This is a genomic window from Halopseudomonas sp. (genome assembly GCF_036960865.1).
In the GTDB taxonomy this organism is placed as follows: Bacteria; Pseudomonadota; Gammaproteobacteria; order Pseudomonadales; family Pseudomonadaceae; genus Halopseudomonas.
Map to the genome: position 1 here is coordinate 285921 of NZ_JBALWE010000006.1, position 23543 is coordinate 309463.

General features: G+C 60.4%; 18 protein-coding genes and 1 pseudogene. 8 read left to right on the forward strand and 11 right to left on the reverse strand.

Features of this window, described 5'->3' with window-relative positions:
- Positions 1–23 precede the first annotated feature (23 nt).
- Positions 24–1052, reverse strand: a complete 1029-nt coding sequence (locus V7747_RS10870) for an AraC family transcriptional regulator (RefSeq protein WP_335616054.1) — start codon at positions 1050–1052, stop codon at positions 24–26.
- Positions 1053–1276: 224 nt separating this feature from the next.
- Between V7747_RS10870 and V7747_RS10875 the strand changes: the two are divergent.
- Both V7747_RS10875 and V7747_RS10880 read left to right on the forward strand, forming a co-directional pair.
- Positions 1277–1945 (forward strand): annotated as a pseudogene (locus V7747_RS10875) (4Fe-4S binding protein); the annotation flags it as partial.
- A 900-nt stretch (positions 1946–2845) separates the two neighbouring features.
- Entirely contained in the window at positions 2846–4990 is a 2145-nt protein-coding gene (locus tag V7747_RS10880; RefSeq protein ID WP_335616078.1) for a molybdopterin oxidoreductase family protein, read from the forward strand.
- A gap of 78 nt (positions 4991–5068) precedes the next feature.
- Here V7747_RS10880 and V7747_RS10885 read toward each other — a convergent pair whose 3' ends face one another.
- Positions 5069–5812: a class I SAM-dependent DNA methyltransferase gene (locus tag V7747_RS10885; RefSeq protein ID WP_335616055.1), complete on the reverse strand. Its 744-nt coding sequence runs from the start codon at positions 5810–5812 to the stop codon at positions 5069–5071.
- Between the two features lie 233 nt (positions 5813–6045).
- On the opposite strand from V7747_RS10885, the gene V7747_RS10890 reads away from it, so the two are divergent.
- Together V7747_RS10890 and V7747_RS10895 are read left to right on the forward strand one after the other, a co-directional pair.
- The gene (locus V7747_RS10890) at positions 6046–6852 is read left to right on the forward strand and encodes a substrate-binding periplasmic protein (RefSeq protein WP_335616056.1); all 807 of its coding nucleotides are present in this window, start codon (positions 6046–6048) and stop codon (positions 6850–6852) included.
- A gap of 66 nt (positions 6853–6918) precedes the next feature.
- A complete protein-coding gene (locus V7747_RS10895; RefSeq protein ID WP_335616057.1) occupies positions 6919–8229 on the forward strand; it encodes an FAD-dependent oxidoreductase in 1311 nt (436 codons plus the stop codon).
- 63 nt (positions 8230–8292) lie between these two features.
- Here V7747_RS10895 and V7747_RS10900 read toward each other — a convergent pair whose 3' ends face one another.
- Positions 8293–9192 (reverse strand): LysR substrate-binding domain-containing protein, encoded by a 900-nt coding sequence (locus tag V7747_RS10900; RefSeq protein ID WP_335616058.1) that lies wholly within the window; start codon positions 9190–9192, stop codon positions 8293–8295.
- Between the two features lie 119 nt (positions 9193–9311).
- On the opposite strand from V7747_RS10900, the gene V7747_RS10905 reads away from it, so the two are divergent.
- Complete coding sequence (locus V7747_RS10905) at positions 9312–10013, forward strand: FMN-dependent NADH-azoreductase (protein WP_335616059.1); 702 nt, start codon at positions 9312–9314, stop codon at positions 10011–10013.
- An 80-nt stretch (positions 10014–10093) separates the two neighbouring features.
- Here the strand turns inward: V7747_RS10905 and V7747_RS10910 are convergent, their stop codons facing one another.
- The 3 genes from V7747_RS10910 to V7747_RS10920 form a co-directional block, all read right to left on the reverse strand.
- A complete protein-coding gene (locus tag V7747_RS10910; RefSeq protein WP_335616060.1) occupies positions 10094–10627 on the reverse strand; it encodes a CIA30 family protein in 534 nt (177 codons plus the stop codon).
- Between the two features lie 64 nt (positions 10628–10691).
- Positions 10692–11408 (reverse strand): SDR family NAD(P)-dependent oxidoreductase, encoded by a 717-nt coding sequence (locus V7747_RS10915; RefSeq protein ID WP_335616061.1) that lies wholly within the window; start codon positions 11406–11408, stop codon positions 10692–10694.
- A 205-nt stretch (positions 11409–11613) separates the two neighbouring features.
- Positions 11614–12672 (reverse strand): SDR family oxidoreductase, encoded by a 1059-nt coding sequence (locus tag V7747_RS10920; protein ID WP_335616062.1) that lies wholly within the window; start codon positions 12670–12672, stop codon positions 11614–11616.
- A 136-nt stretch (positions 12673–12808) separates the two neighbouring features.
- Between V7747_RS10920 and V7747_RS10925 the strand changes: the two genes are divergently transcribed.
- A complete protein-coding gene (locus V7747_RS10925) occupies positions 12809–13738 on the forward strand; it encodes a LysR family transcriptional regulator (protein WP_335616063.1) in 930 nt (309 codons plus the stop codon).
- 63 nt (positions 13739–13801) lie between these two features.
- Here the strand turns inward: V7747_RS10925 and V7747_RS10930 are convergent, their stop codons facing one another.
- Positions 13802–16006, reverse strand: a complete 2205-nt coding sequence (locus V7747_RS10930; RefSeq protein WP_335616064.1) for an OsmC domain/YcaO domain-containing protein — start codon at positions 16004–16006, stop codon at positions 13802–13804.
- Positions 16007–16190: 184 nt separating this feature from the next.
- On the opposite strand from V7747_RS10930, the gene V7747_RS10935 reads away from it, so the two are divergent.
- Complete coding sequence (locus tag V7747_RS10935; RefSeq protein WP_335616065.1) at positions 16191–17396, forward strand: GAF domain-containing sensor histidine kinase; 1206 nt, start codon at positions 16191–16193, stop codon at positions 17394–17396.
- Between the two features lie 3 nt (positions 17397–17399).
- Here V7747_RS10935 and V7747_RS10940 read toward each other — a convergent pair whose 3' ends face one another.
- Complete coding sequence (locus tag V7747_RS10940; protein ID WP_335616066.1) at positions 17400–18599, reverse strand: NAD(P)/FAD-dependent oxidoreductase; 1200 nt, start codon at positions 18597–18599, stop codon at positions 17400–17402.
- 289 nt (positions 18600–18888) lie between these two features.
- On the opposite strand from V7747_RS10940, the gene V7747_RS10945 reads away from it, so the two are divergent.
- Positions 18889–20271: a sensor domain-containing protein gene (locus V7747_RS10945; protein WP_335616067.1), complete on the forward strand. Its 1383-nt coding sequence runs from the start codon at positions 18889–18891 to the stop codon at positions 20269–20271.
- Here V7747_RS10945 and V7747_RS10950 read toward each other — a convergent pair.
- The 3 genes from V7747_RS10950 to V7747_RS10960 form a co-directional block, all read right to left on the reverse strand.
- The gene (locus V7747_RS10950) at positions 20268–21125 is read right to left on the reverse strand and encodes an NYN domain-containing protein (RefSeq protein ID WP_335616068.1); all 858 of its coding nucleotides are present in this window, start codon (positions 21123–21125) and stop codon (positions 20268–20270) included. The two genes, V7747_RS10945 and V7747_RS10950, sit on opposite strands and share 4 nt — an antisense overlap.
- Positions 21126–21260: 135 nt before the next feature.
- Positions 21261–22121 carry an endo alpha-1,4 polygalactosaminidase gene (locus V7747_RS10955; RefSeq protein ID WP_335616069.1) on the reverse strand — a complete coding sequence of 287 codons (861 nt, stop codon included), beginning with the start codon at positions 22119–22121 and terminating at the stop codon, positions 21261–21263.
- A gap of 106 nt (positions 22122–22227) precedes the next feature.
- Positions 22228–23457: a tetratricopeptide repeat protein gene (locus V7747_RS10960; RefSeq protein ID WP_335616070.1), complete on the reverse strand. Its 1230-nt coding sequence runs from the start codon at positions 23455–23457 to the stop codon at positions 22228–22230.
- Positions 23458–23543: the final 86 nt, after the last annotated feature.

Here is a 23543-nt window from a genome sequence, read left to right on the forward strand (position 1 = left end):
TCCCACGCAGAGCTTGGGAACAATCATGACCTCGCGCCACCTCCCGCCTTCCACTCCAAATGACTCCGATACTCCCCCGGCGTCATGCCCGTCCAGCTGCGAAAGGCACGGATAAAGGAGCTTTGCTCGGAGTAGCCTAGCAGCAGCGCGACATCGGTTTGCGCCAGCGCCGGGTCGGCCAGGTATTGCCTGGCGAGAGTGTGCCGGGTGTGCGCCAGCAGGCCGCGGTAGCTGTAGCCGGCGGCGCGTAATTCGCGGTAAAAGGTGCGCAGCGAGTAATCCAGCGCCGAGGCGACGGCCACGGCACTCACGTCGCCGTTTTTCATCGACTCGAGTATTTGTTCCTGCACACGCTGAAAGGCAGACCCTGCGCGATTTTCTTCCCCCTCTGGCAGTTGTTGCAGTAACCCCTGCGCCTGCTGCTCCAGCAGGCGCAATAGATACGGGTCTTTGCTGGAGATAGGCAGGGCCAGCAGGTGCTCGGGGATGGCCAGCTCGATGGCCTCGCAGTCGAACTCCACAGGGCAGCCGAGCAACACTTGATATACACCAGCATCCGGCGGCCTTGCAAAAGGCAAACCGGCGCGTACCGGGGTTACCGTGCGGCCAATCAGGGCTTGGCACAAATTGACAAAGGCCGCGAGGCTGAACTCCGTCGCCAGCGGCGTTTTCGCCACGGCCTGATTCCAGCGCATGTGCAGCACGCCGTCTTTCAGCTCGGCACGCGAAACCAGGCTCTGTTGCAGTAGCCGCTGGTAGCGGTAGTAACGCGCCAGCGCCTGCCCCAGGGTGCCGCAGTAAGACACCATGTAACCCACCACGCCAAAGTGACCGGGCTGAGTCGCCAAGCCCAGTCGGATACCCAGCGCACTGGTCGGTGCTTGCTCCCATGCAGCATCCAGTAACTCGCAGAAACGCTGTGCCGAGACGCTGGGCGCGGCCAGGCAAGGGCTTATCTCATCCAACAGCGCAGCAGACGGCGACGAATATTCGCGCACGTAGTCCTGCAACGCGAGCAAAAAGCCGGAGGGTAGGAAGTCAGTTTTGCTCATGGGAGCACTTTTACTCATGGAGGCACTATCGTGGGGCTGGCACAAAATGTCAATCCAGCAGTTACTGCCAATACGCCCTCACAAGCCCGGACATACCATAAGGGTTTTGCAATCTCTGTGCGGAGTAGAGAATGGCCTACGTAGTCACCCAAAACTGTATCGGCAACAAGCACACCAGCTGCGTTGATGTGTGTCCCGTGGAAGCCTTCCGGGAAGCGCCGGAGATGCTGTTTATTGATCCGGACGTGTGCATTGATTGCAACGCCTGCGTAGCGGCCTGCCCCGAAGGCGCCATCTTCCCGCGCAGCATGGTGCCGGAGGACCAGCAGAGCTTCATTACCCTCAACGCCGAGGGCGCCAAGACTCATCCGGTGATCCGCGAGAGCCTGCAAAGTGGCCAGCAGGCCAGCAGCCCGGTCGCCAACCTGCCCAGCCGCTTTGCCATTATCGGCTCCGGGCCGAGCGGCTTTTACGCCGCCGAAGCGCTGATAAAGCAAATGCCGAGCGCCCAGGTAGATATGTTCGAGCGCTTGCCCACGCCCTTCGGCCTGGTGCGCTACGGCGTGGCACCGGATCACCCGCGCATCAAGTCCGTCACCAGCAGTTTTGAGCGCATTGCCGAGAGCGAGCGCTTCCGTTTCTTCGGTAATGTGCAGATCGGCCGCGACCTGAGCAGCGCCGAGTTGCGCCAGCATTACCACGGTGTGATCTACGCCACCGGCGGCTCGCAAAGCCGCCCGCTCACGCTGCCCGGCGCCGACAGCGCCAACATCTTCGGCTCCTCCAATTTTGTCGGCTGGTACAACGGCCACCCGGACCAGGCAGACTTGAACCCTGACCTGTCCGGCAACACCGCCGTGATCATCGGTATCGGCAACGTGGCACTGGATATCGCCCGCCTGCTGGTACTGCCCACTGAGCAGCTGGCCAAGACCGATATTGCCGACCATGCGCTCAAGGCGCTGGCCGTCAGCGGCATTGACGAAGTCTGCCTGCTGGCCCGCCGTGGCCCTGCTCAGGCAGCATTCACGCCCAAGGAGCTGGAACAGCTGATGGCGATACCCGGCCTGCAGCTACAGGTTGATGCCGCTGACCTGGAGCTGGACGACGCCACCGCGCGCCAGCTGGCGCAACCGGACTACGCCGAAGCACGCCAGAACCTCGCCCTGTTGCGCGAGATTGCCGCGCGTCCGCAGGGCGAAGGCAAGCGCATTCGCTTCCTGTTCTATACCAGCCCTGCGCAATTCGACGCAGCCGACGGCCGCGTGAGCGCCGTGCAGGTACAACGCAATGAGCTGATACGCGATGATCAGGGGGCGCTGGTGGCGCGCCCTGCCGAACAGACCTCGCGGATTACCGCAGGCCTGGTGGTACACGCTATTGGTTATCAAGGCTCGGCGATTGACGAGCTGCCCTTTGATCTCGGTCGTGGCGTCATGCAGCACGAGCAGGGCCGCATTCAGGGCGATGCCGAGCACCGCGATTACGTTGCCGGCTGGATCAAGCGTGGCGCCAGCGGCGTGATTGGCAGCAACCGCCAGTGCGCGACCGAAAGCGTGCAGCGACTGATCGACGATCTGGGTAGCAGCCTGCCAAGCCGCAGCGGCGATATCACCGAGCTGCTGGCCGCGCGCAAGGTGCAGAGCGTGAGCATGGCCGACTGGCTGTTGCTCGATCAGCATGAGCAGGCTCGTGGCCGTATCGAGGGGCGCGTCAGAAGCAAGGTAGTAAACATTGCCGAGATGCTGGCCGTTATCCGCGATGCCCGCGCCCGCGAGGAAGAACAAACCCGCCTGCCGGTGAAAACCCATCATCGCGCCTGTACCCTGTGTGAAGCCATGTGCGGCGTGGTGATCGAAACCCAAGGCGAGCAGATTCTGTCGATCAAGGGCGACAAGGACGACCCGCACAGCGAAGGCCATATCTGCCCCAAAGGCTACGCCCTGCAAGACTTGCACAACGACCCGGACCGCCTGCGCACCCCGCTGGAAAAGGTCAACGGCGAATGGCTGCCGATTGACTGGGACAGCGCGCTCGACAAGGTGGCGGCCAAGATCGTTGATATCCAGCGCCGCCACGGTGACGACTCGATTGCCGGTTACTGGGGCAACCCCTCATCGCACAACCTGGGCCTGATGATGGCATCGGGAACGCTGCGCAAGGCCATTGCCACCCGCAACATTTCCTCCGCCGCCTCACTCGACCAGATGCCACACCAGTTGGTGTCGTACCTGATGTTCGGGCACAGCCAGCTGTTTACCATTCCCGACATCGACCGCACGCAGTACATGCTGATGCTGGGTGCCAACCCGGCAGCGTCCAATGGCAGCCTGATGACCGCCGGCGATATTCTCAAGCGCCTGGAGCGTATTCGCGAGCGTGGCGGCAAGGTGGTGCTGGTTGATCCGCGCCGCACCGAGTCCGCGCGCTATGTAGACCAGCACCTGTTTATCCGTCCGGCCACTGACGCCTTCTTCCTGCTCGGTTTGATCCGTCACGTACTCGACAAGGGTCTGACCAAACCTGGCCGCTTGCGTGAATTGGCAGACGACTGGGCTGCGCTGGAGCCGCTGTTCAACGCTATATCATTGGACCAGGTCAGTGAGCGCTGCGGTATTGCCGTAGCTGATATCAAGCGGATCGCCGAAGACTTTGCCAACGCCGAATGCGCCGTGTGCTACGGCCGCATGGGCGTCTCTACCCAGAGCTACGGCGCGCTCAACCACTGGCTAATGCTGGTGCTCAATATTCTCACCGGCAACCTGGATAGCCCCGGCGGCATGATGTTCACCACACCGGCGTTCAACAAGGCGCAGAGCCGACCGATGGGCAGCTTCAACACCTATCAGAGCCGTGCGCGCGGGTTGCCGGAGTTTGATAGCTACTTCCCGGCGGTCACCCTCGCCGAAGAGATGCTCACCCCCGGCGAAGGCCAGGTACACGGCTTTGTCTGCGTGGCGGGCAACCCGGTGCTGTCGACGCCCAACGGGCGGCAGATGGACGAGGCGCTAGAGCAGCTGGAGTTCATGGTCTCGATCGACTTTTACCTGAACGAAACCTCACGCCACGCCGACATCATCCTGCCGCCAACAGGGCCGCTGGAGCACGAGCAGTACGACATCGTGTTCAACATGCTGGCGGTGCGCAATCTGGCGCGCTTCAGCGATCCGGTGTTCGAAGCACCGGAAGGCACCCGTTGCGACTGGGACATCGTGCAGGGGCTGACCGCGCGCATCATGGCGCTGAAAAATCCTGACGCGCCGCCGGCACGCAAGGCACCGTCGCCGGAACAGATTCTCGACCACGGCCTGCAAACCGGCCCCTACGCCGAGGGCTTCTACGAGTACAACAGCGGCGAACCGGTGAAGCACGACGAGCCGCTCAGCCTGGAGGTGCTCAAGCGCTACCCGCACGGTCTGGACCTGGGGCCGATGCGCGAATCCTTCCCTGGCTACCTGTTTACTGCCGACAAGAAGCTGCATCTCACCCCGGCCGAACTGGTCGCGGACCTGGACCGTGCGCTGGCCGAGCTGCGGGGCGCCGATCAGGGCGAGCTGATGCTGATTAGCCGCCGCGATCTGCGCACCAACAACTCCTGGATGCACAACAGCAAGCGCCTGGTCAAAGGCAAGGACCGTTGCGCCCTGCTGGTCCACCCCACCGATGCAGAGCGTCTAGGACTGAGCAGCGGCAAGCAGGCGCGCATCATGTCGCGTACCGGCGAGCTGTTGGTCACCGTGGACGTCAGCGACGACATCATGCCCGGCGTAGTATGTCTGCCGCACGGCTGGGGCCATGATCGCGAAGGCGTCAGCCTGCGCGTGGCGCAGAGCAACCCCGGCATCAACATCAACGACCTAACCGATGATAAGGTCGTTGATGTGCTGTCCGGCAATGCCGTGCTCAACGGTATTCCGGTCTCGGTGGTGGCCGCATGACAACGGGCAAGTGATGTTCTGGGGGCGCGCCTATCACGTGCCCCCTTTTTCTGCCCTGGTCTTCTCGCGTTGCGCGCCTCAGCGCTTTACGCAGGCAAAGAGCGCATTACCAGAGGCCCTGTCCCACGGCAGGATCTTGTCGTAATCATGTTCCAGCATCTGCACCTCGAAGTACGGCTCCAACAGTTCGCTCAATTCACTGAAACTCACGGCCACCATGGCGTGCTCGTCGTTCCATACCTGCCTGCCATCCGCGCCGTTGCGCTCGACGCGCAGCTTTAACAGCTGTTGCGGCCCCTGTCCGGAGTAATGCCAGCCCGAGCTGAAGCTGAGCAGGCCGTCCGCGTGCCCGGCATTATGGGAAACCCAGGCGCCGTTATCGATCTGCAGTTTATCCACCGCGTTAAAACAGAATAGGCCGCCGTCTGCCAGGGCAGCGTGCACGCTGACAATACAGGCCTGCAGGCGCTCGATGCTGGCACTGTAGTGAATGGAATAGAGGAAGCAGGTAATGAGGTCGAGCGATTGGCTGACCGTAAAGTTGCACATATCCTGCAGCGAAAATTGCGCCTCCGGACAACGCAGCAGCGCTTGATCCAGCATGGGCTGGTTGATATCCAGCCCGCTACTGTGGAAGCCGGCATCAAGAAAATGCCGTACATGGGGGCCGGTACCGCATGCCAGATCGAGGTGGCGCAGCCCACCGTTGCCAAAGAGTTGCTGCAGGCGCTGCACGCATTGGCTTTGCGCCGGGTAATCAATGTCCGCGCACATCAGGTCGTAGTAACCGGAGAGGTCTGTATAGAGAGCGTTGTGGGGCATGACGGTCTGATGCAGAAGTGGCGGTGGCGCATCATATATCGGCGCGCTGAATTGCACCCAAAAATCTGCTTCAGCGCCCTTCTCTGCAAACAGCACATCACGTCGGTCGCGGGCCAGCCCGTCGGTTGTAAGTCGATGAGCGCGCCATTCTTCAGAGCAAACGGGTTTACGCACAAAGCCGACCCGCTGCTAGACTCAAACTACGCCAATACCGCTTTGCATGAGTGACAAACTTGTCTGCAGCCTCATACCGCGTTCAGCTTTTATTGCGCCACTGTCTGGCGTGTTTGACCTTGCTCTGCACCTGCCTGCTCACCACCGCGCTGGCGGCCTGTGAAAAAACCCTGCGCTGGGATGACGATCCGCCGCTCAGTATGCAATTGCCTGATGGATCGATTGGCGGTATCTACGTCGATATCAACCGTGCTGCGCTGGAAAGCCTGGGCTGCCAGGTCAAGCTGCGCAAATTGCCTTGGGGACGGGCATTAAAAGAGCTGCAGCTGGGCCGACTGGATATACTCCCTGGCGCATTCAGACGCCCCGAGCGCGAGGAATATGCGTATTTCTCGGGCGAGGTCCTGCCGCCCTCACGCAATCTGCTGTTTGCGCACACCGACTCCTTTGCCCGCTGGCCGGTCAGCCGGCTGCTTGAACTGCGGCAGCTACCCTTTCGCCTCGGCGCCCAGATCGATGTGCACTACGGCCCTGACTATGAGCAATTGATGCGTGACGAAGCCTACGCCAACGATGTAGCCATGGTGGCTACCAGGTCCAACCTCTGGAGCATGATAGCCATGGGGCGCATCGACGGCGCCATCGCCGATGAGCATACCGGCGAATATGAAATCCAGCAGCTGGGGCTAGAGGATCTGATCAAACCTACCAGCGTCGTTGTTTCCAGCGGTGCTGCCGAAGTCGCGTTGAGCAAGCGCACCACTACGCCCGACTTTGTGCAGCAATACGCCGACGCCCTTCGCGCGCTGGTCGATGATGGCAGTTATGAGCAGGTTGTGCAGCGGTACATACGCGATGTCCATTGACTCTGCCAGTTGGAAGCCACAGTAAACCTCAGTATCCTCCGGGCATCCTACAAAGAGCGATACGGAATGCCCACACAGCGCTTTGCCATCGCCGGCTGCGGGACCGCAGGGCTGACCGCCGCCATCACACTCGCAAGATTGGGGCATCGCGTCAGTCTGTTTGAACGCGCTGAAGAGCCGCGCGCCGTCGGTGCCGGCATTCTCCTGCAGCCAAGCGGCCTGCAAGTGCTTGACGCGCTAGGCCTGCGCGATGAGGTGAGCGCACGGGCGTCCCGCGTGGACCGCCTTGATGGCCGCAACCAACATGACCGGCTGGTAATGGATGTCCGCTACGACGATCTGGTACCCGGCGCTCACGCACTCGGCGTACACAGAGCCAACCTGCTGCACGTGCTGTATCAAACAGCGCTGTCGGTAGGTGTCGAGATCATGCACAACTCGGACATCTCCGAGTTCAGTGACCCTTGTGGCCCTCAGGTGAGCCTCACCCTGACCGACGGAACCAGGCACGCCGGCTTTGATGCGCTGGTGATTGCCAACGGTACCCACTCACACTTACGCAACCAGCTGCCGATCAAGCAGTCGATGACGCCGTACCCCTGGGGCGCGCTCTGGCACATCAGTAGTGTGCCCGGACTGGCTAGCAGCGCGTTGCGGCAGCATTACAACAACGCCAAGGTAATGATTGGTTTGATGCCGAGCGGCCTGCTGCCCGGCACCGAAAAGCCCTGCCAAAGCTTCTTCTGGAGCCTCAAGGTGAAAGACCACGCCGCGTGGCAAGCGCAGCCGCTGGCGGCATGGAAAGAGCAGGTATGCACACACTGGCCGCAGACGGAGCCGCTGGTTGCCGCCCTGCAACAGCATGACCAGTTGCAGCTGGCCGTGTATGCCGATGTGCGTCTGCAACGCTGGAACCACGGCCGCGTAGTCGTCATCGGAGATGCGGCGCACGGCATGAGCCCGCAGCTGGGGCAAGGCGCCAACCTTGCACTGGTTGATGGTTGGGAACTGGCCGCGGCAGTGCTGGCAAGAAATGAGATATCAGAAGCGTTCGCGTACTACTCGAAACACCGTCGGGCGCACCTTCGCTTTTACCAACTGGCGAGCCGCGCGCTGACACCCCTGTTTCAGTCTGATCGCGGCTATGGCCTCTTGCGGGACAACCTCTTCTGTGCAGCCAACGCCCTGCCCTACAGCCGGCGCCAGGCGCTACGAACAGTCGCCGGATTGAAAACCGGGCTACTGTTCGAGCGCGGCTTGCTGCTCTCCCCGCTCCCTATTGCAACAGCGCCTGCGTCGGATGCCAAACCACTCGCACTCATGCATGCTTTGTCGGACGAGTCGCCGCCAGACAACAGTCACTGCGCGTCAGACTGACTCCAGCCCTGTACGCAGAATATCCAGGACATAGGCCAAAACGACGGCAACAAGCCAGCAAACCTACAAGCTGCAAAGCCCACCCGGCACCGCCATCACCCAATCCCGAACAGCCCGCATGGTCGGGTCGTTTTTCCGGCTTTCCGGGTAGACCAGGAAGAACGGCTTACCTTCCAGTTCGGGGCCAAAGGGCTGCACCAATCGCCCCTCGCGCAGCTCGTCCTCGATCAACTGGCGGCTCATCAGGGCCACACCTTGCGCTCCCACGGCAGCTGAGACGGCGTGGGTCTCATCCGAGAATACCAGCCCCGCGCTCACGTCCAGGCCGGGTACTTTGGCTTGCTTCTGCCAGGCCGCCCAGTCAATCGGCGCTGACGCCGCTGCCTGGTTGCGAAAGTGGATCAGGGAGTGTTGCGGTAGCTGCGCAGGATCATTCAATGCCAGATGCGGGCTGCACGCGGGGATGAACGTGTTATCGAGCAGCTTTTCTGCCACCAGTCCCGGCCAGCGGCCGTCGCCATAGCGAATGGCGATATCAGCGGTCACGCCATCCAGCGCGACCGGCTCGTGGGAGGCGTGAATACGCAGGTCAATATTCGGATGCGCATCGCGCAGCATGCACACCCACGACAACAGCCAACGCACCGCCACCGCCGGCGTGGTGCTCAAGGTAATCGCCTGCCGGCACGGCGAGCCGCTGATGCGCTCGAGCGTGTTGCTGATGTTATCGAAGGCGGTTTCCAGCACCTGCTGCAATTCACGCCCTTGCGGCGTCAGCTCCAACTGACGTGGCTTGCGCACAAACAGGCTGACGCCGAGCGATTCTTCCAGTGCGCGTATCTGATGGCTGATGGCGGTCGCGGTCACCGACAGTTCCTCTGCCGCCCGCTTGGCGCTTTCATGTCGCGCAGCCGCTTCAAAGCCGCGCAGTGCTGAGAGCGAAGGTAACCAGCGCCGCCCCATAGATGAACTCCTTTCATTCGTATCAGAAAAAATTGATCGTTTGTCGCCTGAACAGCCTAACTCTAGGCTGAATCTTCGACGAATAACAGATGAATTTAATTGCACAAAGGAGACTCACCATGACGCATATTCTGCAGCTCGACGCCAGCGCCCGCCCTGGCCTTGCCGGCACAGACGTGCATGGTTCGCACAGCCGCTATCTCAGCCAGCGCTTCGTCAGTCAGTGGTTGGCGCGGCGCGAACATGACACCCTCTGCTACCGCGATATCGGCCAGCAGCCGCCCTCCTTCATCAGCCATGACTGGATCGCCGCCTCGTTCACCCCGGATGACAAGCGTGAACCCTGGATGCTGGACACCCTGGCAGAAAGCGAACAACTGGTCGCCGAACTGATTGCAGCCGATGTGCTGGTGATTGCCGCGCCGCTGTATAACTTCGGCATGCCCGCCGCGCTGAAAGCCTGGATAGACCAGATCGTACGCCCCGGTAGAACCATTGAGATGGATGACAGTAACCCGCTTGATCCCTATGTGCCCAAGCTGGCCGATCGGCCAAGACACGCGGTTATTCTGGCCGCCAGGGGCGGTGTCGGCTTCGGCCCCGGCGCAGAGATGGCCGCGATGAATCACATGGAACCGGCGCTGATTACCGCGCTGGGGTTTATCGGCATTACCCGGGTACACCAGATCGCGATCGAGGGTCAGGAAGTAGGCGGGGCGGTGCTGGCAGGGTCGATTGCTCAGGCAAACCAGCAGATTGATTCGCTGGTGGCAGACCTGCAGCAAGAGTTACAGCCAGGGCAGGCGCTGCAGTCAGCCTGATTGCCGGATGCCTTGGCTTGGGGTGGTGTGGTCGTGCTGCCGACGCACAACGGAGGGCGCACAGGCAGCACGCTCAGCACTCAGCGATAGAAGCCGAAGCGGCGTACGCACACCTCCACATCAAAGGCCGTACCTATGGCAATGACCGCTACGCTCAGGATACTTTCCGGCTCCAACGTCACCTCAGTGCGGTGCGCATGCAACTGCGCATAAGGCACGATAAAGCGCGTCCAGTTCGGCGTTACCGCCAGAGTGTGGCGGAAGGATTGCCAGGGCTTGTCCAACTGGCTGGTCTTTACCCGAATCTCATACTCATGCGCGGGACCGCATAGCTCAATGAACAGCCCAGCGTAATCGGCCAGTGCCGCATCGGGCGTTATCGGGTGCTTCATCTGTACAAAGCCGCCGTCGTTCTCCAACCGGGTGCGGCCACGCAGGCAAGTGCAGGGTGAACCAAGGCGTTCGCCCTGCTGCAGCGCTGCGGTGGAAACGCCGCCCATAACCTCGTCGGTTATAACGCGCCACGGGGTGGTATCAACCGCTCCGGCGCAATACACATCAATGAGCTGATCCGGCGAGACGCCAGGCCCCTCGGTGATTAGGTGCTCTTGCATGACTCACACTCCTGTTCCAGTGGCGGTTCTGTCTGGGCCATTGCTAGGCAGGTGACGCGCTGTGTTACCAGTCCAGCGTATTACCTTCAAAATCCAGAAAGCGGTGTTCACTCTGTCCCAACGCCTCTTCCATCACTGTGACCATGCCCCTGGTACTTTGCTCAACCGTAACCGGTGCATTACTGCCGCCCATATCGGACTGCACCCAGCCGGGATGAAGGTTGAGCACGCCAAGCCCCGCCGGGATTGCCTCCTTGATGGCAAAACCACGGGTGAGGCTATTGAGCGCCGCCTTGCTGGCCCGGTAAAGCTCCAGGCCTTCGCCATCGTTCAAGGCCACACTGCCCATACGCGAACTGATAAACGCGACTACCCCACCGGCGCTTAGGGCCGGCAGCAGCGCCCTTGCAACACGCAGGGGTGCCATGGCGTTGATATTGAACAAGTCGGCTAGCTCATCCCGGGTTACCTGGTCAGCTCGTTGGTGCTCCGGCCCCAAAACGCCGGCAGACACCACCAGTAGTTGCAGCGGCCGCGCAGGCGTAACCAGGGTACTGGCCGGTGCCGCCTGTGCCATATCGAATGCCGCAATGCCAAGCTGCTGCGGATGCTGTGACTGCAGTTCGCTCAGCGCAGCAGGTACCCGTTCGAGATCGCGCACCGTTGCAGTTACCTGCCAGCCCCACCCCAGCAACGAACGAACCAGGCCAAGGCCGATGCCGCGGGACGCACCGATCACCATCGCGCGGCGCCCTGCTGCAGGCGTTGTATCAATGGGCATACTGCCTCCTGGGGATAAAAGATCCGATAGCAATCCCATCGCTGCGAGTGCCCGCTAACGGTTCAAACTTGCTGCCCTCCGCATGCGCTGGGCACGGCAGTTTCTGGTAGCGCTTGAGCAAACGCAAGTAACGGTCCAGATCATCTCGCCGCCACTGGCTCTTGCACTAATCTACCGCCTTGATCCGCTCTGCAGCATCGCGCCCTCAGGGAATAATCCTTTCTGCCCGCAGGCGATCAAACAGGTCAAAGAAGGCGCTGCGCGTCTCGCGGAAATGATCAAAGCCGAAGTCACGTGACTTGGTAAGATCGTTCACGCATTCCTGCTCGCGTCCCAGATCCGCATCGGTGTGCCACCAGGACACCAGCTGGTCGAGATCCGGCTCAGCCAGGTTATGTTGCTGCACCAGTTCAGCCCAGACTTGTTTTGCATCGGCCATGCGGCTATCCAGCGGCTGCGGCGTTTCGGGGCAATCCGCCACCTCCAGGCCGAAGTACTCACCAATCTCACGCCACATGCGGCGCCAGCGAAATACGTCGCCGTTGACCGTATTGAAGGCCTGGTTGGCCGCACCCGGCGTGGTAGCAGCCCACTCCATCTGCCGCGCCAGCACCAGCGCATCGGTCATGTCGGTCAGCGCATTCCACTGGGTTTGCGAGCCGGGAAAGACAAAAGGCTGGTCGGTCGCCTTGCAGATCGAGGCATAAACCGCCAGCGTCGTGCCCATGTTCATCGCGTTACCGCGGGCGTAACCGATGACCGTGTGCGGGCGATGCACGTTCCAGCTGAAACCGTCGCGCTCGGCGGCCTCGAAGAGTACGTCTTCCAACGCATAGTAGAAGTTGTCACCCGGCACACGTGGCTCGGACTCACGGAATGGCGTCTCGATACGTCCGCTGCCATAGGCCTCGAAGGAGCCCAGATACTGCTTGGTGCCGGTGACCAGAGACGCGTGCTGCAGGCGCTCGCTATCCAGCGCGGCAAACAGATTGCGCATCATCGCGCTGTTGGCTTGCACATTGGCCTGCTCGTTGTCGCGGCGCACCCAGGTGCAGTAGAAAACATGGGTAATGGGCAAGCCAGCGAGTGCTTGACGGGCCGCTTGCGCGTCCAGCAGATCAACCGTGACAGGGATCACACCCTCCTGCGCTGTCGCACCCCGTGACAGCCCATATACCGACCAACCGCTGGCGACCAGATAGCTCGCCAGATTACCGCCGGTAATACCGGTGGCGCCCACCACCAACGCTGTACCTTTACGCATGTTCATATCTCCTGCTGAGAATTCGGAAGCGCGGCGTTACGCCGAGCAGATAAACAGAGTCTGGTGGCAGCGGATCATTGCTACAATCAGCGTTATCGCAAATCTTTATTGCACAGGGCGCAACTTGAACCAGCACATGGACCTTAACGCTTTACTCATCTTCGAGCGAGTCGCGGCTACCGGCAGTTTTACCGCCGCCGCACGCCATTTCCATCGGGCCGTGTCGTCGGTATCGCGCCAGATTCAAGCCTTGGAGCACGCAGTGGGCCAGCCACTGCTCTACCGGCACACGCGCGCGGTCACCCTGACCGAAGCCGGCCGGCAGTACTATGAAGAGGTGCGCGACATACTCGAGCGCCTGGCCACGGCCAATGAAGCCCTGCGTGAATCCCAGTCCAAACCCGGTGGTGTGTTGCGGATCAACGCACCCAGTGCCTTTGGCCAATACCAGCTGGTGCCGTTGCTGCACCGCTTCCAGCAGGAGTTTCCGGCCATCAAGGTCGAACTGCTGCTGAATGATCGGGTGGTTGATCCCGTGCGCGAACGGCATGACGTTACCTTCCGGGTCGGCAATCTGGCTGATTCCTCGCTGGTCGCACGGCGCCTGGCACCGATGAACTACGTGGTAGCCGCGGCGCCTGATTACCTGGCAAGGCACGGGACGCCCACCACCCCGGACGCCCTCGCCCAGCACGACTGCCTGGTTTATCAGGGCGAAATGGGCCGCCAGCGCTGGTATTTTCAGAAAAATGATACGGCGCCGGAGAAGGCGTTCGAGGTGCATGGCAGCCTGGCCAGCAACGATGCCGGCAGCCTGCTACGGGCAGCGCTGCTGGGGCAGGGTCTGGTGCTGTTTCCCACCTGGCTGGTGGCAGAAGCCCTTGCCAGCGGCACGCTGGTCAGCGTGCTGGAAAGCTGGCGGTGTGAGGTCACGCCCGGCCGCCGTGAACTCTACCTGCTCACCCGCGAGCGGCAGATTACCGCGCCCAAGGTGAAGGCGTTCGTGGATTACCTCAGCGACGCTGTCACGCCCGTTGCGCCTTGGGATCGCTGGCGCGATAGCTGATCTGCAAACAGAGTGTCTTGCTGCTGATCAGCGCAATGCCAACATCAACAACAGCCGGAGCGCTTAGCTCGACAATCCAGCGGCCCTGGCCCGCGCTGCATGCAGTTTTCTGTAACTCTCGATCAGGCGCAGATGACGATCCAGGCCTTCCAGCTGCGTGTTGGTGGCTGTCAGGCCATAGAAACGCACGCTGCCATCGGTCGAGCCGATCGCAGCGGCCAGACGCTCCGCGCCAAACATGCGCTGGAAGTTGGGCGCAAAGTCGGCCAACTCCAGCTCGTCGTCCAGCAGGACTTCCAGCACCACATTGACCGCCTGATAGAACAGCCCGCGCTCGACCGTGTTGTCGTTGAACTGCAGGAAAGTCTCGACCAGCTCCTTGGCCTCTTCAAACTGCTGCAGCGCCAGATAGATCAGCGCCTTGAGCTCCAGAATCGTCAGCTGCCCCCAAACGGTGTTGTCATCAAACTCGATGCCGATCAGGGTCTTGATATCGGTGTAATCATCCAGCTCGCTTTCTTCCAGACGCTCCACCAGGTCCTGCAGTTGTGCCTCATCCAGGCTATGCAGGTTGAGAATATCGTCGCGGAAATACAGCGCCTTGTTGGTGTTGTCCCAGATCAGGTCATCCACCGGGTACACCTCGGAGTAGCCCGGCACCAGAATGCGGCAGGCAGTGGCACCCAGATCGTCGTAGACCGCCATGTAGGCTTCCTTGCCCAGGCCTTCGAGGATGCCGAACAGGGTTTGCGCCTCCTGCACATTGGAGTCTTCGCCCTGCCCCGAGAAGTCCCACTCGACAAAGTCATAGTCGGCGTTGGCGCTGAAAAAGCGCCAGGAGACCACGCCGCTGGAATCGATAAAGTGCTCGACAAAGTTGTTCGGCTCGGTCACTGCCTGGCTTTCAAAGGTCGGCTGCGGCAGATCGTTCAAGCCTTCAAAGCTGCGGCCCTGCAGCAGCTCGGTCAGGCTGCGCTCCAGCGCCACTTCAAAACTGGGGTGCGCGCCAAAGGAGGCAAAGACGCCGCCGGTGCGCGGATTCATCAGGGTCACGCACATGACCGGAAACTCACCACCGAGCGAGGCGTCCTTCACCAGCACCGGGAAGCCCTGCTCTTCCAGCCCCTGAATGCCAGCGAGAATCGCGGGGTATTTGGCGATCACGGCTTCCGGTACATCGGGTAGCGCCAGTTCACCTTCCAGAATCTCGCGTTTGACCGCCCGCTCGAAGATTTCCGACAGGCACTGCACCTGGGCTTCGGCCAGGGTGTTGCCCGCGCTCATGCCGTTGCTGAGAAACAGGTTCTCGATCAGGTTGGATGGAAAGTAGACGGTCTCGCCATCGGACTGGCGCACGTAGGGCAGCGCGCAGATACCGCGCGCTACATTGCCGGAGTTGGTGTCGATCAGATGCGAGGCGCGCAGCTCGCCCTCGGGGTTGTAGATGTCCAGACAGTAGTCATCCAACAAGCCATCTGGCAGCGCGTCCTTGCGGCCGGGTTTGAACCAGCGCTCGTTCGGGTAATGCACAAAGTCGGCATTGGCAATGTCTTCGCCCCAGAACTGATCGTTGTAAAAGAAGTTGCAGTTCAGCCGCTCGATAAACTCGCCCAGTGACGAGGCGAGTGCCGCCTCTTTGGTCGCGCCTTTGCCATTGGTAAAGCACAGCGGCGATTGCGCATCACGGATATGCAGCGACCAAACGTTGGGTACGATGTTACGCCAAGAGGCGATCTCGATCTTCATCCCCAGGTCGGCGAGGAGGCCAGACATATTGGCGATGGTCTGCTCCAGCGGCAGATCCTTGCCCAGAATGCGAGTGCCCTCACCCGCAGCATTCAAGGGCATCAGCAGGGCTTGGGCGTCGGCGTCCAGATTCTCGACTTCTTCAATGATAAAGTCAGGGCCAGTCTGTACCGCCTTCTTGACGGTGCAGCGGTCGATGGAGCGCAGAATCCCCTGACGATCCTTGTCGGAGATGTCGGCCGGCAATTCGACCTGAATCTTAAAGGTCTGCTTATAGCGATTCTCGGGGTCAACGATGTTGTTCTGCGAGAGGCGAATATTGTCGGTGGGGATGTTGCGCGTGTTGCAGTAGAGCTTCACAAAGTAAGCCGCACACAACGCAGACGAGGCCAGAAAGTAATCGAAGGGCCCCGGCGCCGAACCATCGCCTTTGTAGCGAATGGGCTGATCCGACACCACCGTGAAGTCATCGAACTTGGCTTCAAGCCGCAGATTGTCGAGAAAGTTGACCTTGATTTCCATGGGGGGCACCAGAGTTGCGAGCGGGACGAATTGGCCGCCATTATCCTGCTTTTGCGCGGGAAGTCATGTGTTGCCGAGCCCCTTTATCTCGCCCGCCCAATGTCCGGAACAGCCGAGGCGCTGCATAGGCAAACCGGGCAATAACGCATAAACTCCTGAAAATTCCTTTATTTGGCGCCACCCGATGTCTGATTACTCCAACCTTGATGGTGACGTCCAACGCATCTCCAGGATTGATGCCGTCCCACTGATACTCAGTATGGTGAAACAAAGCACCGGCATGCGCTTTGCTGCAATAGCCAGGGTGACCACCGAGAAATGGGTGGCCTGCGCGGTAGACGATTCCATCGACTTTGGTCTGCAACCCGGTGGTGAACTGGTACTTGATACCACCATCTGCAATGAAATCCGCGACCACCGCCAACCGGTGATTTTTCGCAACGTAAAAGATGATCCTGTTTACTCGACTCACCACACCCCGCGCATGTACCAGCTGGAAAGCTACGTTTCCATCCCGATTGTGCGCGCCAACGGCGAGTTCTTCGGAACCCTCTGCGCCATCGACAGCCAACCCGCCGAGTTTGATGAAAATGCAACGCGCAAGACACTCGAACTGTTTGCGCAGCTGATTGCAGTCCAGCTGGACATGCAGGAAGCGCAGGCTCAGATTGAGGCAGCTCTGGCCAGAGAGACGGAAACCGGCCGACTGCGCGAGCAGTTCATTGCGGTGCTGGGCCACGATCTGCGCTCGCCACTGACGGCCATCAGCATGAGCGCCGAACTGCTACAGACCAAGCTGACAGTCGGCCGTGATCGCGAGCTGGCCACCTCGATAAAGCAAAGCTCGGGGCGCATGAGCTCGCTGATTGAGGATGTCCTGGATTTTTCCCGTGGCCGCCTCGGCGGCGGCATCCCCGTACGCCGCGTCATGACCGATCAACTGGCTTACGCGCTCAACGCAGTGATCGACGAAGTGGCGTCTACTCACCAGGCCAGCACCATGCACCGCGAACTGGTGCTGCCGGAGCAGAGCTTTTGTGACGCGGGGCGAATGGGGCAACTGCTGTCGAATCTGCTGGTGAACGCAGTGAGCCACGGCGAACCTGGCTCGCCCATCAAGATTGCCGCCACCGTTGAAGACAACCATGTGATTCTGTCGGTTACCAATCAGGGCAACACTATTGCACAAGAGTTGATGCCGCTGCTCTTTCATCCCTTCACCCGGTCTGAAGCCGGCGGGCGTGGCGAAGGCTTGGGACTAGGCTTGTATATCGCCTCGCAGATTGCAAAGAGCCACGACGGCACACTGAGCGTGTCCTCCACGGAGGAATCCGGCACCTCCTTTGTGGCCAGATTCCCCAATCAGATGGAAAAAATCGTAGCGCCCTGAACGCTACCGGCCAAAGCGGAAGAGGTCTGCATCGGCGTTGGTTTTGCCCAGATACAAATCTGCAATGATCTGCGCTGCGGTAACGCTGTAGGTTATGCCATTCCCACCATAGCCAAGCGCAAAGTAGGCATTGGGAAACTCCTGAGTTTCCCCGATATACGCCAGGCCATCCTTGGTCTCGCCAAAGGTGCCGGCCCAGGAATACGCCACCTGGAATTCAATGGCCGGCATCAGCTCAGCCAGTTTCTTGCTCAGCGCCTCGCATTTTTTTGGCAAGGCTTTATCGCGCAATTTACTGTTCTTGTAGGGCTCATCTTCCCCGCCAATCAGAATCCGGTTGTCGGTTGTCGTGCGCATGTAAGTGTAGGGGCGGGCCGACTCCCAGAGCAGACATTGCTCGTGCCAACCGCTGAAGTCACTGACCGGCTCGGTGATCAGGGCAAAGGTGCTGTTGAGATCAACAACCTTCTGCTGCAACCAGCTTTGCGCTTCATAGCCGCAGGCAAAAACCACTTTCTGTGCGCGCACCTGGTGGCCCTCGGCGGTGCGAGCAACCACGCCGTCCTGCGCCTGATCTATCTCGCTGACCTCGCTGCGATCAAATATCTGCGCGCCCGCCTTGCTGGCCCGGCCAAGCAAGGCGTGGGCAAGCCGAAAGGGGTCTACCTGCGCGCCCTGCCGTGAATAAAGGCCGCAGGGAGCGCTGAAGTTGAAACGCGAACTGATGTCCTCCTGACGCCACAGTTCCAGGTCAAAGCCGGCCTCCTTGCGCGCCTGATATTCGGCTTCCAGGGCAGCCACGTCATCCTCGCTGGAGGCAAAGTAAAAGCTGCTGTAACGCTTGAAGCCGCAGTCCGGCAAGTCCTTGGTCATGTCTGCCAGCTTGTCGATGGCGTCGGAACACAGCAGATAGGCACGCTCGGCGGGTTCCTTGCCGATACGGATAATCAGGTCTTGCAGATGGGTGTCGATTTCATATTGCAGCATGGCTGTTGAGGCGCTGGTGCTGCCGCTGGCGACATCTCTGCGATCCAGTACCACGACCTTGACCTTCTTTTGTGTCAGGTAGTCGGCGATCAACGCGCCGGTAATGCCCGCACCTATAACCAGTACATCGCAGTCCAGATCGCCAGCCAGGCTGGGATAGGATTGAATCAAACCTGAGTTGATCGGCCAGAAACAATGCCCGGAGCGAAGATCCATGTAATTCTCCTGTGAGGGGCCGGGTTCGGCGAGAATACAAAACCGGCGGGTTCTATACCGACATCGACCTGTGAGGAAAGTGCATAGCTTGTTTCGGCCCCGTTGGCTGCGCACGCCGCTTCAATTAACCCCAAGCCGAGACGGCACGGTAGTTGTGCTATTTCCTTCCGGTCATGTGAAACGCATAATGGCGCGGTAACATTGCGCCTCAGGCCGCGCGGCCGATGCCTTATCGGCTCAGCGGTAGATAATCCGATTGGGCCGGCACGGCCGCTACAGGCGCTACCCTATGACCCACCCGACGACACCTTCTCCCCACCTGCCCCAGAGCAAGCTGCTTGATCTGCTGCTGGACGTTGTCTGCGTGGTGGATATGACGGGACGGTTTGTTTCCGTCAGTGCCGCGAGCGAGCGGGTGTTTGGCTATCGCCCGGAAGAAATGATCGGCCGCTCGGTCTTCGACTTCATGCACCCGGATGACCGCGAAAGCAATCTGGCGCTGGTAGCCCGAATCAACGCCGGTCAGGCCTCTTCCGATCACGAGAACCGTTATGTGCACAAGGCAGGCCACATCGTGCACATCATGTGGTCTGCCCAGCTGCTTGAGGTGGAACAGGTGCGTGTGGGCGTAGCCCGCGACATCACCGCACGCAAACGTGCCGAGGCCATGCAGGCGGCGGTGTATGCCATCTCGGAAACCGCCCATGCTGCAGGTGATCTGCAGGCGTTGTACTTGCGCGTGCATGAGTTGATCGGGCAACTGTTGCCCGCCGACAACTTTTTTGTGGCGCTGTACGACGCCGCCACCGACCAGCTCAGCTTTCCCTACCATGTAGACCAGCGCGAACCGGTGCCGGCGCCTACCCGCCTGGCGACCTGCGCTCGGCTAAGCCGAGTTATCCGCAACGGTGAAGCCCTACTGCTCATGCAAGACCTCGCCGAGCACAGCCTTGCCCAAACGGCGACAGCCAGCGGCCAACCTGCACTCGACTGGCTCGGTGTACCGCTCACCACCGAGCACGGAACCCTTGGGGCGCTGGTCCTGCAAAGCTACAGCGGCACGGCGCGCTACACGCAGCAGGACCAAGAGCTGCTGCAGTTTGTAGCCGGACAATTGGCCGCCGCCGTTGAGCGCAGACGCACCCACGCCCACCTGGAGTTTCTCGCCCGACACGACCAACTGACGCTCCTGGCCAACCGTGCACTCTTTCTCGACCGTCTACAGCAAGCGCTGCATCGCGCGCAACGCGACGCCCTGCGCCTGGCGGTACTTTATCTGGACATGGACAACTTCAAACAGATCAACGATACCTTTGGCCACGGCATCGGCGATCAGCTATTGCGCGAAGTGGCGCAGCGCCTGCGCAAGTGCGTGCGCGAATCGGATACAGTCGGCCGATTGGGTGGCGACGAGTTTGCGATAGTGCTGGATAACATCAGCCGGCCCGACGATGCCGCCATGGTGGCCAACAAGATAGTCGACGCGCTGAGTGCTAACTACCTTATCGACGGCAAGTTACTGCACAGCTCGCCCAGCGTGGGTATCGCCGTGTACCCCGAGCACGGACAGAACGACCTGCAACTGATCCACCTGGCCGATGACGCCATGTACCGCGCCAAGCGCAACGGTGGCCGACAGCACACCTTTGCCGAGCTGTCTGACGAGCGCTAGCTGCCCCTGGCATCCGCCAGGCCCACCGACCAGTTACCGCCGGCCTCCTGATACAGCTCCAGCAGATCGTAGGTCTTGACCATATCCAGCAGGCCGGAGTGGCCGTAGGTTTTGGGGGAGAATGCCGGATCCGTACGTTTGAGATACTGACCGAGCGGGCCCAGGCCCACCCTGCCCTCTGAGGACTCGCTGGCCAACAGCGACACGGCCTCGGCAACAAAACGCGGGCGCTGCTTCGAGGCTTTGCTGCTTTCTTTGGCGGCGTCCTTGTTGGCCTCTTTCAAAGGCTCCTTGCCGGTGTCTGCCTTGCCTGACTTGCGCTTGGCCGGCTCCTTTTTTGCCGGCGCCTTTTCCGCCGAATCACCGTTGGCTTCCGGGTCGGGTTCAGCAGCGGACCACTCAAAGAACTGGTCACTGGCGTTGCGCAACGCCTCCGGCGTTTTGCTCTCACCGACAATGCACACCCGCGCGCCGCGCTCGCGCAACTTGCGGCACAGATAGGCAAAATCCGAGTCGCTGGTGACCAGGCAGAAGGTCTCTGCGCGGTGGTCAAACATCGCCTCCAGCGCGTCCAGCGCCAACGCGATATCCGCCGTATTTTTGCCTGAGGCGTACTGGTATTGCAGGTGCGGGGTAAAGGCCAGCCGCACCAGCGCCTCTTGCCAGCGATTGGCCAGGGTAGCGTGATTGCCGTAACCCCGGCGCAGCGCCACGCGGCCAAACTGCGCCGCCATGCGCAAAGCATAGGGCAGAATCTCGGGCGGTACATTGTCGCAATCGACCAGCACGGCGACCGGCACATCCGTGCCGTTGGAAAAGTCCTGAACTGCAGTGGCGCGAGGATGGTTGTTCATATCGTCCCTGTTAGCTTTAACCGCAGCAACGGCGCTGCGAGCCTTGACCGACGGTATCGCTAATGACGGTGCCGGGTAAAGCACAGCTCAACCACTGACATTGGGTAGCACGGCCTTGCAACGAAACCAGCAGGGTTATCTGGATGCATCGCCCTGACAGGCAACGCGGAAGCTGTCATCCAATGCCACCGGCAGTATCAAGGTGCTGAACTGGCGTGCATTGGCGGCCTCGCACAGCTTGGCTAGCCAACGGGGATTCAGGGCAGACTGCGGGTCTGGATACTCGACATTCAGCACAGGCTTGCCGGCCTTGATAAATGCCATCAACGGCTCGCATTCGTTGTACTGAAAGCATTGCTCGTTAATCGAAAAATCAAAGTATTCAACCAGCTCCGCGACCTGTTCCAGCGCGTTCTTCAGCCCAACCGCCAGCCCTCGTCGATGCGCCTCAAGGGCGATAAAGCGATTGTAGGCAAGCTGATCTTCGGCGCTGAGGGCAAAGCCGGTGTCCTCCAGATAACCCTGCACGTTATCGGGTTCGACCCCGTCGCAGCCCTTTGCCGCCGCCAGATCCAGACGCGCGATCATGATGCGCTGTACTGCGGGTGAGCGAATATCCAGCCATCGCTCATCGGGCCAGTCCGCGAGAGCCTGGCCCAGATCCCGGGCGGCAAACTGACTGCGGTCTGCGACGTAGCTCTCATAGGTGCCAGCCGAGAAGTAGCAGACCACGCGGCGGCCAGCAGCCTGCAATCGGCTGATGGTGGTCGCAGGCGTGGTGAACAGATCCAGGTTATATAGTTCCGCCTCGTAAGCCGTGTTCAACGGATGCTCGTCATTGACCAGCAACTGCCACTGCCAGGTCACCCCCACAGCCGGGCGATACCAATGATCTTCAGTCTGCCCTGCCGCAGACAGCGACTCTCCGGCGATCGCCGACGGCTGCCAGGCAGCGACAGCCAGAACGCAGCCCAGCAGCAAACTCACCTTGCACATTCAATTGCTCCCGTGCCAGCCAAACATCCCGCGGTGAAAGCCGATTCAGCCTGCACGTATCAGCCCAGGCAACAGCATAAGCGCCGGTCATCGAATCTGAGTTTACCTATGCCCATAAACCTTGCAGCTGCTGACGTACCCAGACAAGACCGGTCTTGAACGACTTGGTCAGCACAAATAGGTTATCGCGACTGATAGGCGATGAGGAGCGGTCAACACCCAGTTCATCGAGCCTGCGGGCAGCAAAGGTATGGCCCTTCTCCTCGGCACGACGCAACCAGAATATCCCCAGCTCCTGAGCCTGTTCACTATCAACACCCTGTACCCTGCCGCTATAAAGCATCCAGCCAAGATCAAACTGTGAGTTGTAGTGGCCCGCTCGGGAGGCCAGTAAATGCCAGGCGTAACCCTGCGCGGGGTCACGCGCAAAGGGCACACCGGGTTGGCCTCCCTCGAAGTACCCAGCGCCCAGGCAGTTGGCACCGATGGGTGAGCCCAGAGCAGCGCTGTAATGGCATAGCTGGGGAAGACTCGGGCCGGCATAGTTTTCGTCGATGCCCAGGCCGCCGCGAATAAAGGCCATGATCAACTCTTGGGCGGCGGCATCATTGCCCAACGCAGCCGCATAGAGATGAGCGGCCCGCGCCTCATCGGTCTGGCCCATCATTTTCTTGGCTTCCGCCAACCAATAATAGGCGCCGCCGTCATCCGGGTAACGAGCAATCAGCGCTTCGGCTGCGGGCACTGTGGCTTTCCAGTTTTTCCGGCCAACCTGGTCATGCAGCAGCCCTTCCAGACGTTTGCGAGTAGGCTGTTGAGCGATTGCCTTTTCCCAGTAGGCTTGTGTGGCACCGGGTGTCGAAAACGTAGCAGGGTAGATAACGAAGTCATCTCGCATATCGAGCAAATCCGGCTCTTCTATACCTGCGCGCTGCGCCTGGTCTATGGCGCTCAGCACCAGAGCCTCCGTCCCACCCCACCTAGGCTGCAGAAAATTGGCCCAGGTCCGATGTGCTGGCAAGTAGCGCGGATAAACCGCTAATGCCTGCTCAATATAGGTGCTAGCCAAACCAGTGGTGCGTGAGTGCGGCCGAGATTCAGACGACGCCACATTTTTGCTGTCGAATACGTTGAGCAGTTGCGCCCACTCAAAGCCTTCATCAACACGGGTACCCAGAAGAAAGTGATTCTGCGCAAGCACGGTCAGTGCCTCCACTGGCTGCTCATCAAGCGTGAGCGCCCGCTCAAGCAGCTGATTGGACTGATGCAATCGCTCTTCCATCAGAACGGTTTGCGCAATATTGATGTCGGCCGCCTCAAGTTCCAAGTGCAACATCAGTGAATTGAATTTAACTGGTTAGTGGCCTGCAGCTGGAGGTATTCAACCAGCACCTCGACAGGGAATTTCCAGCCCAGCGTTTG